The sequence below is a fragment of the Cohnella sp. GCM10012308 genome (genome assembly GCF_042649185.1).
Lineage (GTDB): Bacteria > Bacillota > Bacilli > Paenibacillales > Paenibacillaceae > Cohnella.
This window is the reverse complement of record NZ_JBHRYU010000026.1, coordinates 115,353-128,058: the sequence shown is the minus strand read 5'-3', so window position 1 is coordinate 128,058 and position 12,706 is coordinate 115,353. Positions and strand designations below refer to the sequence as shown.

Here is a 12,706-nt window from a genome sequence, read left to right as displayed (position 1 = left end):
GGGTGCGGGTGCGGGTGCGGGTGCGGGTGCGGGTGCAGGTGCAGGTGCGGGTGAAGGTGCGGGGTGCAGGGGCGGGGTGCGGGTGCGGGTGCGGGTGCGGGTGCGGGTGCGGGTGCGGGTGCAGGTGCAGGTGCGGGTGCGGGTGCGGGTGCGGGTGCGGGTGTAGCGAACGGGAAGCGGACAAGCGGCGTAAGTAAAATAGTTGTCAAAAGGCCGTTAATCTCTCCCCGTCGCGACCTCGGCAGCCCGACAAGTGCTAAAAGGCAGCTAATTCCCGATAAGTTCCGCCCAAGTGCCAATTTCACGCGAAATAACTGCCTTTTGACAATTATTTCTCGCCGACTACCTCATATACGAAAAAATAACTGCCTTTTAACCACTATCATGCTCGAACATGCTCGAAGCGCGGCCCAAAACGCGATAGTCTCGCGAATCGCCAAACAAGGGGGACCGCCGCTCCGTCGATCTCCCTCGTTCATCCGCTTTCCCTGGCCGTTTGCCCGGCAGTTCGCCCTGCATCTTACCAGCCGCCTGTCATTCGCCAGTCGCCCGTTCAGCCCATCCAAGCTCCGCCCAGCCCCGTTCATTTCCCGTCAAGCCGGCAGCCCCGGACCGCCCAGCTCCGTTAATTTCCCGTCAAGCCGGCAGCCCCGGACCGCCCAGCCTCTTCTTCAGCCGGGTCGCGGCGTGGTACGCCTTGAGATAAATGCCCGACAGCACGAACAGCCCCCGGCTGTTCAGCAGCGCAAAGCCGCGGAGCGGCAGCCAGGTTCCCGGATCTCCCGCGATTCTCCGCATGCTGTCGTAAAAAAACGCGTGGCGACTCGCTTGCTTTAAGTCGTCCCGCAGCTTGCCCAGCCCCGAACGGTTCTCGAGGTTATGCAGACTGTTGTCCAGCACGCGGTCGAACAGCAGCCCGGCCGTCATCTTATCCGTTTTCTCCTGATCCTCGTAGGCTTCGTAATAGATTCTGAACTTCTCGACGAGGGTCAGCTCCTTCTGCAAATAATCGGGCTTGAAGCTGTGCATCAGGGAGCCCTCGCGTTGATAATAGTTGTACAAAGCCGCAGGAACGGCCGTCACCACGCGGGTATGCAGCAGATAGAACAGATTGAATAGCACGTCCTCGCTGAACACTTCCCCGTGCGCGTCGAACCGGATGTCATGCTCGGCGATAATGCTCCGCTTGTACAGCTTGTTCCAGAGGACGACCGAAAACTTCTTGTCCAGCCAATACCGGTCGATGCCGCACGCCGCGATGCTGACGGTCCCGTCGGTCAGGCCGAGCGCATGCGGGACGACCCGCCGGTCGTAGACGAGGTTATAATCGCATGCGCTGATGTCCGCATCGGTCGCAAGCGCCCGGCGGTACAGCGTATCGAACATCGCCGGCTCCACCCAGTCGTCTGCGTCGACGAATCCGACATAAGCTCCGGAGGCCGCGTCGAGCCCCGTATTTCTCGCGCCGCCTTGTCCCTGGTTAGGCTGGCGAATCACGCGAATCCGCTCGTCCGCCTCGGCGTAACGCGCCAGAATATCGGCCGAACGGTCCGTCGAGCCGTCGTCGACCAGGATGATCTCGATGTCGCTTAACGTCTGTCCCAGCAGGGAATCCAGGCATCTGGACAGATAACTTTCAACATTGTACACGGGCACGATAATGCTGACTGCTGGCTTCATGGGCATTCTCCATAAAATGAAAATGTGGATGAGGCCCCGGATCGGAGTTGTTGCATGTATGTAAGCGTGGAGGAGGAACCCGGGACTTCTCGCGTTCGCGTTAATGAGGGGTACTGCCAAGGGATGGACTCTAATTACTTAAACCCTACGAAGGAAATTTAAAACGTTAAAGCCGAGGTTGATTCTGCCCGCGCACTTGATTTACAATACGGGTACATGACCGGATTGGAGTTGAAGAATGAATGTGATTTTTCTTGCCTACGCGAAGGAAGACGGCGATCGTATGCCTGTATTCTTTGCCATGCAAGAAAGTTACATTCTTCTTCGCTTGATCGGCGGGCCCTGATCCATCCTTGGATCGGCGGATTTTTCCTGTACCCATCGGAGCTGCGAGAAGTAACTTTCTTGCGGCTCTTTCTATTTTCCCCAGGGAGGAATCCGCCTTATGTCATTGATCCAAGTCAAACACCTGACGTTCGCTTACGACGGCAGCTACGACAATATTTTTGAAGACGTGAGCTTCCAGCTCGATACCGATTGGAAATTAGGCTTCACCGGCCGCAACGGACGGGGCAAGACCACGTTCCTGAACCTGCTGCTCGGCAAGTATGAGTATCGCGGGCACATTTCGGCTTCCGTCAGCTTTGAATACTTTCCATTTCCCGTCGCGAATCCCGAGGATCTGACGCTGTTCGTCATGGAGGGCATCGTGCCGGAAGCCGCGGAGTGGCAGATCAAGCGCGAGCTCTCGCTGCTCAAGGTGTCCGAGGACGCGCTGTACCGCCCCTTCGAGCTGTTGTCCAACGGGGAGCAGACCAAGGTGCTGCTGGCAGCCTTGTTCCTCAAGGAAAACAGCTTCCTGCTCATCGACGAGCCGACCAACCACCTGGACGTGCACGCCCGCAAGCTGGTCAGCGAATATCTGCGTTCCAAACGCGGCTTCATCCTCGTGTCCCACGACCGGGCGTTCCTGGACAACTGCATCGACCACGTGCTGTCCATCAACAGGGCCGACATCGATATTCAGAAAGGCAACTTCTCGGATTGGCAAGAGAACAAGCGGCGGGAAGACGACTTCGAGCTGGCGGAAAACGAGAAGCTCAAAAAAGACATCAAGCGCCTGTCCGAAGCGGCCAAGCGCACGAGCGACTGGTCGGACGCCGTAGAGAAAACGAAAAACGGTACGCGGGTCGGCGGGCTGCGTCCGGACAAAGGCTACATCGGCCACAAGGCCGCCAAGATGATGAAGCGTTCCAAAGCGACCGAGCACAGGCAACAAGCCGCGATCGACGAACGGGCGGGACTGCTCAAAAACATCGAGAGCTCGGAGAGCCTGAAGCTCGCGCAGCTGCCTTATCATCAGGAGCGGCTCGTCGAGCTGGCAGGCGTATCGATTTTTTACGGCGAGAAGACCGTGTGCGAAAATGTGGGATTCTCTATCGAGCGGGGGGAGCGCATCGCGCTGTCGGGGCCGAACGGCTCTGGCAAGTCGAGCATCCTCAAGCTGATCTGCGGGGAGGACCTGACCTATACCGGTACGCTGCGAAAAGGGAGCCAGCTCAAGATCTCGTACGTATCGCAAGACACCTCGCATCTGCGCGGCGACCTGTCGGACTATGCCGCGGCGCATGGGATCGACGAGAGCTTGTTCAAGGCTATCTTGCGCAAGCTTGATTTCGCCCGCGTGCAGTTCGAGAAGGACATCTCGTCCTATAGCGGCGGCCAGAAAAAGAAGGTGCTGATTGCCAGGAGCCTGTGCGAGGAGGCGCATCTGTACGTCTGGGACGAACCGCTCAACTTCATCGACGTCCTGTCCCGCATGCAGATCGAGGACCTGCTGCTCGAGCATGCGCCCACGATTCTCTTCGTCGAGCACGACAGCGAGTTCTGCAGGCGGATCGCGACGAAGGTCGTCGAGCTCTGACGCGAGAAATTGTGCGTAAGTACGAATTTTGTCGAAGGAATTCTGATCGCGCCCGTAGAATTAAAAGGGATTAAGCTTGCTCGACGAAGCGATTGAGCAACGGAGGATTCCCATTGATCGTACGCACCAAGCTTGCTATCCCCCGAATCCGAGGCGCGCTGGTTCCCAGGCCCAGACTGACGCACAAGCTGAACGAAGGACTGAACGCACGGCTGACGTCGATATCCGGTCCTTCCGGATACGGCAAGACGACGGCGCTTAGCCAATGGGCGCGGCTCGCCAGCCTTCCCGTGGCGTGGATCTCGCTCGACCGGCAGGACAACGATTGGATCGCGTTCTGGAGCGGCTTGACGGCAGCCGTGGAGACCGTCGCGCCGGGCTTTGGCCACTCGGTCCTGCCTTTGGTAAAAGAAGGGCCGTCGTCCGTCCCCGCTTCCGCCTCAGCTTCGGCCTCAGCTTCGGCCTTGGCTGCGGCCTCGTCATCGGAGCCCGCCATCAAAGCGCTGCTGAACGAGCTGTGCGAGCTTGAAGGCGAGCTGGCGATCGTGCTGGACGATTTTCAATTCATCGAGCTCTCCACCGTCCACCGTTCCTGGGCGTACTTTGTCGAGCGCTTGCCCGATGACGTGCATCTCTATGTCGCAAGCCGCGTCGATTCGACGATTCCTACGGCCAGATTGCTCGCGCGGGGCGAGCTGCATCGGGTGACGACCGACGATTTGCGGTTCGATGCGGACGAGGGGCGCGTCTTCTTCGAAAGTAAAAAAGAGCTGGCGCTCTCGGGGGAACAGGCGTCCGCGCTGGTACGTCAGACGGAGGGCTGGATCAGCGGCCTGCAGCTCGCGGCGATCTCGCTCCGGCGAACTTCCGATCCGGCTTCGTTCATCAGGCAGTTCAGCGGCAGGCAGCAGCAGATCGCGGATTATTTGCTGGAGGAAGTGTATCGGGATCTCGACGAGCCGCTGCGTGCCTTTCTGCTCGAGACCTCCGTCCTGGCACGGATGAATCCGCCGCTCTGCGAAGCCGTGACCGGCCGGTCCGACTGCCGCGAGCTGCTCGCCCGACTGGAGCAGTTGAACCTGTTCCTGATCCCGCTCGACGAGGAACGGCATTGGTACCGGTACCATCACTTGCTGTCCGATTTTCTCCGGAATCTGTACGCCGGCACCGATCCCGAAGGATGGGCGGCCGCGCACGCAAGAGCCGCGAGAGCGCTGGAGGGACAGAGCTTCGTCGAAGAAGCCGGAGAGCACTATCTGGAAGGGCGGATGTACGAGGATGCGGTGCGGCTGATCGAGCGCCATCTGCCCGATCTCATCCGCAGCAGGGGAGCGACGCTGAGTCGCTGGGTGCTGCGACTGCCCGAAGGCTGTCTCGAGGGCAAGCCGATGGCGGAAATGTTCTATCTGCTCCTGCTGACCGGCAGCGGGCAGAAGGAGCTCGCCGCGCGCAAGATCGGCGAAGCGCGGGCGCGTTACGAGGCGCTGCAAGGCACGATGGACGAGACCGCATGGCGCTCGGTCATGGGCAACCTCTATTTCCTGAGCGGCGTCGCCTGTTATCTGCTCAAAGACCTGGACGGCGTAACCGCCTACTTTGAGCTGGCGGAGCGGCTTTTTCCCGAAGCGCGGCTGTTGCGCTCAGTTTCGTTCAACAACAACCACGTGCTCGACGAATTCGACGATCACATGGGCTACCTCAACGACTACCATGCCGCACTCGAATTCATGGACCGGTGGCTGGGCGTCTGGGGAGAGAATCTGGACCATCCGTTTGTCCTGTCGCTGCAAACCTCGTTCAGCAAGCTGCTGTACGAATGGAATCGGCTCGCGGAAGCGGAGGCTTGCGTGCGCCGGCTGCTCGGACGCAGCGATACGCCTCCGGTCGCCCGCACCCTGTTCTACCTGTACGGGAGCGCGTCGCGGATTCTGCAGGCGCGCGGCCATACGGCCGAGGCGGCGGACCTGCTGGTTCAGCTGCGGGCGCACGTCGACTCGCCGGACTACGATCTGTACATGCGCAGGATCGGGGCGGAAGAGGCCTGCCTGCATTTGCGGCAAGATCGGCCGGAACTGGCAGCGCGGTGGCTGGCGCAGTGCGGCATGTCGCATGCGGACGAGGTGTCGCTCGGCAGCGTCGCGGAGCACCTAGCCCTCGCCAAGGTGCTGGCGGCCTGCGGACGCGAAGCGGACGCGCTGGAGCTGGCGGAGCGCCTGTATGCGCTGCTGTGCAGGGAGGATCGCCTGCGGGACCGCGTGCAGGCGCTGCTCGCGCAGTGCGCGGCGCTGCGCGGCCTTGGCCGGACGGACGAGGCGCTGGTCCGGCTGGATACGTCCTTGCGGCTGGCGGAGCCGCAGGGCTTCGTCCGCAGCTTCGTCGACGAGGGCGAAGGCATGGCGGAGCTGCTGGCCGCGTATGTTGAGACGGAGGCGCGCGGGAAGACGGGCGCCTTCGCGTACGCGAGAAGGCTGCTGCAAGTGCTGGCGGAAGGCGCGGCCGGTAGGCCTGCGGCGGACGGGGTAGCGGCGCGGGGAGCGACGAACAGCGACGGGGCCGGCAGGCCGACGGCGCGCGAGGCGGCGGCGCGGGAAGCAATGGACAGCGACGGGGCCGGCAGGCCTGCGGCGCGCGAGGCGGCGGCGCGGGAAGCAATGGACAGCGACGGGGCCGGCAGGCCGACGGCGCGCGAGGCGGCGGCGCGAGGAGCAATGGGCAGCGACGGGGCCGGCAGGCCTGCGGCACACGAGGCGGCGGCGCGGGGAGCAATGGACAGCGACGGGGCCGGCAGGCCGGCGGCGCACGGAGCAGCGGAGGGCAGCGGTGCCGCAGGACGCGGAAAGACCGCGGGGAGCGGCAGCGCCGCGAAGCGCGGCGGGATGCCCAAAGCCGCCGGTGCCGCGCGACGCGTCGAAACTGCGGAAGATGGCGAGACGTCCGGCGAAAGGCTGCTGGTAAGCTGCTTTGGCAGGTTCAAGGTAAGCGGCCCCGACGGCCGGGAAGTCCGATGGCGCACATCTAAAGCGGAGGAGCTATTGGCTTACCTTGTGCATCACCGGGGAGAAGCGGTGGACCGGTACCGGATCATGGACGCACTATGGGACGACGATTCCGCCAAAACATCCGCCAACCTGCATACGACGGTGCACCTGCTTCGCAAGACGCTCGGAGGTATCGGCATCGAAGGCGTCGTTCAGCACAACCGGGGGTTTTACCGTGTCGATACCGACATTCTGGAATGCGACTATCTGACGTTCGAGGCTTGGGTGTCGGCCGGCATCCCCCTGACCCTCGACAACATCGACCGTTGCGAAGCCATCGCCAAGCTGTACGCGGGACCGTATCTGTCGGACAACGGCTATCATTGGTCCGATCCGATCGGGAAGAGCCTCGAAAACGAGTTTTTAGCGCTGCTGCTCCAAATTTACGATTATTATTTTGAAGATGGGAATTATCCGGCCGCCATTGCCGTGATGAAGAGAGCGCTGAAGCATGCCGCCTGGCGGGAAGACGTGCACGTACGGCTCATTCAGGCGTACCTGGCGAACAAAGACCGGATCGCAGCGCTCAAGCAGTACGATGCATTGAAGCGAATGCTGCGTGTCGAGTATCGGCTGGAGCCGGGAGATGAGGCTAAACGGCTATTGAACCTGCGCTGAAGATCCGACAAAGGACGTCAAAAATCCAACAAAACTAGGGTTTTCAAAATTATGGAAGTACCAGCGGTTTACGATGAAATCCCTTGATAGATCAAGCTTTTTTTAGTTCCGCACATACATTTGCGTATCATATTTTGTTTAGTTGATTTTGCTACTATAGGCTCAGCTTAAACAGAATGCAGAGGAGGCCTATCGGTTCACGATGAAAAAAAGAACGGTTAGCTTGTTTCTCGCTTTGTCCATGTCCCTCCCGAGCGCGGCTGCGTTCGCGAAAACGTCTGCCGACTTCAGTGACTTGAAGGATCTGGACGCGGCGACGAAGGCCAAGTTCGACGCGCTGATCTCGGCGGGCGTCTTCGACGGCGTATCCGACACCACCTTTGGCTTAAAGGACGAGATGAATCGCGCCCAATTCGCCAAGGTTGCTGCCCTGATCTACGGTCTGGATGTCAACAAGGATCTGAAAACCTCCAGCTTCAAAGACGTAAAAGCCGACGATCCGGCGAACGGTTATGCGCTGCCGTACATCGAGGCGATCAAAAAAGCCGGCATCACGGACGGCTACGGATCAGGCGTATTCGACCCTGGGGGGGAGGTCACGAAGGAGCAGCTGGCGGCGTTCCTGATCAAGGGGCTTGGACAAAAAGATGAAGCGCAGAAAACGACGGGCGTTAAAGACGAGACTGTGTCGGATTGGGCCAAGGGCTACGTCGCGCTGGCTTTGGAATTGAAGCTCCTGAACAATGGCGCAGACGGAAAGTTCGGCGGCCAAGCGAACGCGACGCGCGACCTGCTCCTCACCGGAGCCTATGAGGCTAAGGAGCAGTATGTTCCACCGGGATCGACGCCGACTCCAACGCCTACACCGACTCCGACGCCGACTCCAACACCTACTCCGACGCCGGTTTATCAGACGCCTGCGCCGACGCCAACTGCAACGCCTACTCCGACCGCGACGCCTACACCGACTCCGACCGCGACGCCTACACCGACGCCGTCACAGTCTCCGTCACCATCGCCATCCCAATCGCCGTCTCCGTCGCCGTCTCCATCGGCTGCTCCGGCTATTGCGAATTATACGGTTGCACAAGGCAGCTTGGCCTACTCGACTAGCATCACCTATTCGGCTGGCCAGGGCAACGCGCTGCGGATTAAGAAGCAGGCGGACGGCTTCTCCACTCCGAAAGTCGGCGATGACGTGAGCGGGATTACCGAAGCTTATCAGTCTGGCGCCAATATCGTAAATGTCGAAGCAGACGAGCATATTGGACTTTACGAGGTCAATGGCGTGACCGGTGCTGTTTTTCGGTTCAGCGATATTACGGTGGATAATACGAAGATCGCAGAGGAACCTTTCCTCGAATTTACGAACTTCGGAGATCTTGAAATCGGCTCCCTAACGGGAACTATTCGTTTTACTGGTCTTAAGTTGCCTGCCGGCGCTACAAAGTGGAAGATTTCGACTGCTTCCAACTTTATTGATACACCAGCAAAGGGAGCAATCTTTGAGGGCGAAAATTATACAAAAGTCGATGATGTATGGGCGGACATCGACATTTTGCAGGGCGCTTATAACATTATTTTGTTAGCGGCAACGGATGATGACGGTCATATCATCGGATTTAGGCAAATACCCTACGATGATACTCCGACTGATCCAAACGGACCTAATATTCCCGATCCGACAGATCCCAATTTCCCTAACATCCCGAATTTCCCCAACATCCCAAATTTACCGCCAATAACGCCAATACCTTAAACTTGCAGTCCCGGAGCTGCAAGACAACTATAACACCCGCATTAAAACAAACCGTCAGGGGCTACCCCCTGGCGGTTTGTCGATTCTGTAGCTCGCGCCGCGGTGAATAGCTGCCAAATGACTGTTATTTCCACCCAAATCCCCGTCTCGTCTCGAATAGCTGCTAAAAAGCATTTATTTTCACAAAGAAGACAACAAATGCCTCCTGTAGTCAAAAATAACTGCCTTTTAACTCTTATCGGCTGCATCTGGGATGAAGCTTGCGATTTAACTGCCTTTTAGCAATTATCGCTGACCAGTACTTCGACTCTTCCTTGAACAGCTCGATCGCTGTCCGGAAGATTTGTGCCTTCACAGGCAAGCAGAGTAAGTCCACGATCAATCCGTCTTATACTTCTCCTTCAAAACGCCTGCCCCAACGCCCCCGCCAACCATCAGGATCAATGAGGCGAAGTTCCAGAAAAAGCGACCGCCAACCAACTCGACTTCATAAGACGTGAGCTTGTTTAACGCGAGTACGCCCAGCTTCAACGCCAACAGCACTGCGCCGACGAGAAACAGTATATCGCATGCCGCCTTTAATCGCGGATAAGCCAGCTTTCTGCCGTCCTTGATCACTTTTCGCTTCAGCTCCTCGTCGCTCCGCAGCAGCTCGTCGATGGTCAACTCCAATAAATCGCTGATTTTGATAACGATCTCGATACTCGGGTAATTCTGTCCGTTCTCCCACTTCGATACCGCCTGGCGGCTGACATACAACTTTTCGGCCAACTCCTCCTGCGACCAGCCCTTCCTATTCCGTTCCGTCCTCAACTTCTCCCCGAATACCATCTAGCAGCTATCCTTTCCGCGGTGGATATGCCCTCATTATCGAGTCCGGTCCGACCGAAAGTAAAGAACGTTCTCGTTGCGACGCGCCGCAACGCCAGGTTGCGCAGCCATTTTACGCAAAAAACAGAGCACGCGAGGATCTCGGCATTCCTGCCGCTCAGAATCATTGGTTGATAGGCGCCACGCAATGATCAAGCAGTTGCCAAACTGTACATACTAAAAAGAGCCGCAACTTCCGCGGCTCTTCAAATAGGTAAACCATAGCGAAACGATTCCCGACTAGACTGAATCGGCACGAGGAAGGCTGGATTCCTCCGCGTCTGCCGTCTCGCGCCCCGCGGTTGAAGGAATCAATCTCTTAAGCTGAGCCACATTGGAAGGCCGTCGTTGATGAATGACGTCCCGCCAGTGGAAATCCCCTCGCTCCAAGGAATGGACAAGCAGCTCGGCCGTAGCCATATTCGTCGCTACGGGGATTCCATATACGTCGCACAATCGAAGCAGGGCGGTGATGTCCGGTTCATGCGGCTGCGCGACGAGCGGATCGCGGAAGAAGACCAGCAGATCGAGCTCATTTTGCGATACCATGGCGCCGATCTGTTGATCGCCGCCCAGCGGTCCCGATTTGAAGGTCATGATGTCCAGATCCGTATTTTCCATAATGAGCCGTCCCGTCGTGCCCGTCGCGAACAACGTATGCGGCTTGAACAAGTCTTGGTAAGCGATCGTGAACGCAATCATCTCTTCTTTCTTGTGATCATGCGCGACAAAAGCAACATTCACCTCAATCACCTCTGCATTCAATATTATGTTAGTTATTATTACATAATAATATCATTAATCTTTATTTTCGACAATATGTTGCCCAAAACAAAATAATATGTCATACAAAGTTACATAAATGGAGGCCGATTATGGATCCGATCTACCCGTTCGAGCCGATTATGAGCGATACGATCCCCGCCGAACCCCATTGGCGACACGAGATCAAGTGGGACGGCACGCGGATCGTTACTTACCGTTATCAGGGCGATACCAAACTGTTCAACCGCAAGCTTAACGAGCGAACTCGCCACTACCCGGAGCTGCTGGACGTCTCCTCGTATTGCTCGGCTTCCTCCGTCATCCTAGACGGCGAGATGATTGCGCTGGCGCAGGACGGCAAGCCCTCTTTTCACGAAGTCATGCGCCGCGATTTGATCCAGAAGCTGGACCGCGTAGAGGAAATGCAGCGGATCGTGCCGATTACGTATATGATCTTCGATATCGTCTACTACGACGGCGAATGGATAAATCGTCAGCCGCTGTCCGACAGACTTGAGCTGCTGCATCGTATCGTCACGCCAAACGAGCGCGTTCAGTTGGTGCAAAATCACGACGGCGAGCAGTTGTTCGAGGTCATTCGGCAGCAAGGTATGGAGGGAATCGTATGTAAAGACCTGCGGAGCGCCTATGCGATCGGCGGGAAGGACGCGCGTTGGCGGAAAGTGAAAAACTACGGGGACATTCTGGCGGTGATCGGCGGATTTACGCTAAACGACGGCATCGTTAACGCCGTGCTGCTCGGCCAGTACGACCAGGCGGGCAAGCTGTGGTATATCGGTCATAGCGGCACAGGCAGGCTGACAAAGGCCGAATGGCGCGAATTGACGCTGACGCTGGCGCCAACGGCCGCCTCCAGTTCTCCGTTCGCCAACCGTCCCGACCGATACAAGGACGCCTACTGGGTAACGCCGAAGCTGACGGCCAAGGTGCAGTACAGCGAGTGGAGATGGCGGGAAGGCCGCACGCTGCGACAGCCCTCCATCCAGGCGTTCGTAGATGCGCCGCCGGAGCGGTGCAAGCTGCCCTGGGTCGAATGAATTTCACATGGTCGCTGCTTAATTCCTGAATCTCCGTGCCTGTCACGCATATTCCTTTTTCCGCTTCAGATATTGGAAGTAGCTGTAGAGGGACATGACGATGGCGATTCCGCAAATCCAGGCCGGCAGGAAGCGAAACATCGCGAACGGGGTTTCGAATAGAAAGGCGCGCCAGAAAGCCGCCCCCTCCTTCTCCCATAAGCCTTCGGTTAAATAGCTTGCTTTGATATTAAACAAGGCGGCAAAAATATTCCCCTTGAACAGAGCGCAGGTGTAGACGAAAAAGAGGCACGCGGTCGTCAGCGCATAATGGGTCAGACGCTTATAGAAGGCGACCTGCGAGCCGGCATCGGAAAAAATCTCGTCGCGGCCGTCCGCGGGCTTTTGCCAATATTGCACGCTCCCCCTGCGGCTCCCCTTCAGATGAGTCCATCCAAAGTCCTCATAGGTTCCCTTATACTCCGCGTATTTTTCGGCGCTCATCTGATTCTGATAGTCGAGGCGGATGACCATCCTGCGATCGGAAGGCTCAAAATCATAACCGCCGAGCGAACCGACCCTGCGGCAAGCGTATCCTTCGGCCAGCCGATCGTTCAGCCACTTTTCCTCTTTCAGCAGGTTAGCGAACCATTTCCGTTTTCTCACCTTAATCCCTCGTTTCATAGAGTGATAGCAGATGCTCTACCCTTCTCCGCTCGATGGCGAGGATGCGCTCTCCGTCCTGCGTGATCCGGTATACCTTCCGTCGACCCGTCTCGCCCGGCACCGGCGCGATCCAGCCGTGCTTGCTCAAGTTCTCCACGGCACCGTACAATGTTCCGGCAGCGAGGATGACCGTCCCTTCACTCATCCGCTCGACCGTATGCATGATCGCGTACCCGTGAAGCGGCTCCCTGAGCGCCAGCAAAATATAATGCATCGTTTCCGACAGCGGCAGCAGCGGATGCTTCATGAGGCGCCCCCTCTCTATATACAGTCTAACTGTACAGTTGAA

At 58.0% G+C, this 12,706-nt stretch carries 8 protein-coding genes and 1 pseudogene; 4 read left to right on the top strand and 5 right to left on the bottom strand.

The genetic code is table 11. The features are described 5' to 3' along the window. Positions 1–636: 636 nt before the first annotated feature. Entirely contained in the window at positions 637–1,680 is a 1,044-nt protein-coding gene (locus tag ACFOTD_RS24095; protein ID WP_378122491.1) for a glycosyltransferase, read from the bottom strand. Between the two features lie 445 nt (positions 1,681–2,125). Between ACFOTD_RS24095 and ACFOTD_RS24090 the strand changes: the two genes are divergently transcribed. The 3 genes from ACFOTD_RS24090 to ACFOTD_RS24080 all read left to right on the top strand — a co-directional run bounded on the left by ACFOTD_RS24090 (position 2,126) and on the right by ACFOTD_RS24080 (position 9,019). After that, entirely contained in the window at positions 2,126–3,604 is a 1,479-nt protein-coding gene (locus ACFOTD_RS24090) for an Lsa family ABC-F type ribosomal protection protein (RefSeq protein WP_378122490.1), read from the top strand. 113 nt (positions 3,605–3,717) lie between these two features. Then, a complete protein-coding gene (locus ACFOTD_RS24085; protein ID WP_378122489.1) occupies positions 3,718–7,260 on the top strand; it encodes an AfsR/SARP family transcriptional regulator in 3,543 nt (1,180 codons plus the stop codon). A gap of 202 nt (positions 7,261–7,462) precedes the next feature. After that, positions 7,463–9,019 carry an S-layer homology domain-containing protein gene (locus ACFOTD_RS24080; protein ID WP_378122488.1) on the top strand — a complete coding sequence of 519 codons (1,557 nt, stop codon included), beginning with the start codon at positions 7,463–7,465 and terminating at the stop codon, positions 9,017–9,019. Positions 9,020–9,397: 378 nt separating this feature from the next. Here the strand turns inward: ACFOTD_RS24080 and ACFOTD_RS24075 are convergent, their stop codons facing one another. Both ACFOTD_RS24075 and mgsA read right to left on the bottom strand, forming a co-directional pair. Next, positions 9,398–9,850 (bottom strand): helix-turn-helix domain-containing protein, encoded by a 453-nt coding sequence (locus ACFOTD_RS24075; protein ID WP_378122486.1) that lies wholly within the window; start codon positions 9,848–9,850, stop codon positions 9,398–9,400. A 378-nt stretch (positions 9,851–10,228) separates the two neighbouring features. Beyond that, a pseudogene (gene mgsA, locus ACFOTD_RS24070) lies at positions 10,229–10,633 on the bottom strand (methylglyoxal synthase); the annotation flags it as partial. A 131-nt stretch (positions 10,634–10,764) separates the two neighbouring features. On the opposite strand from mgsA, the gene ACFOTD_RS24065 reads away from it, so the two are divergent. Continuing rightward, complete coding sequence (locus tag ACFOTD_RS24065) at positions 10,765–11,712, top strand: ATP-dependent DNA ligase (RefSeq protein WP_378122485.1); 948 nt, start codon at positions 10,765–10,767, stop codon at positions 11,710–11,712. A 42-nt stretch (positions 11,713–11,754) separates the two neighbouring features. On the opposite strand, the gene ACFOTD_RS24060 is transcribed toward ACFOTD_RS24065, so the two are convergent. Together ACFOTD_RS24060 and ACFOTD_RS24055 are read right to left on the bottom strand one after the other, a co-directional pair. Continuing rightward, on the bottom strand, positions 11,755–12,357 hold the full coding sequence (locus ACFOTD_RS24060) for a DUF2812 domain-containing protein (RefSeq protein WP_378122484.1): 603 nt from the start codon (positions 12,355–12,357) through the stop codon (positions 11,755–11,757). Between the two features lies 1 nt (position 12,358). After that, entirely contained in the window at positions 12,359–12,664 is a 306-nt protein-coding gene (locus ACFOTD_RS24055; RefSeq protein WP_378122483.1) for a PadR family transcriptional regulator, read from the bottom strand. Positions 12,665–12,706 lie beyond the last annotated feature (42 nt).

Excerpts from the sequence above, each read along its gene's own strand:
- ACFOTD_RS24090 (WP_378122490.1), top strand. The coding sequence starts at position 2,126 with ATGTCATTGATCCAAGTCAAACACCTGACGTTCGCTTACGACGGCAGC.
- ACFOTD_RS24065 (WP_378122485.1), top strand. The coding sequence starts at position 10,765 with ATGGATCCGATCTACCCGTTCGAGCCGATTATGAGCGATACGATCCCC.
- ACFOTD_RS24075 (WP_378122486.1), bottom strand. The coding sequence starts at position 9,850 with ATGGTATTCGGGGAGAAGTTGAGGACGGAACGGAATAGGAAGGGCTGG.
- ACFOTD_RS24080 (WP_378122488.1), top strand. The coding sequence starts at position 7,463 with ATGAAAAAAAGAACGGTTAGCTTGTTTCTCGCTTTGTCCATGTCCCTC.
- ACFOTD_RS24055 (WP_378122483.1), bottom strand. The coding sequence starts at position 12,664 with ATGAAGCATCCGCTGCTGCCGCTGTCGGAAACGATGCATTATATTTTG.
- ACFOTD_RS24095 (WP_378122491.1), bottom strand. The coding sequence starts at position 1,680 with ATGAAGCCAGCAGTCAGCATTATCGTGCCCGTGTACAATGTTGAAAGT.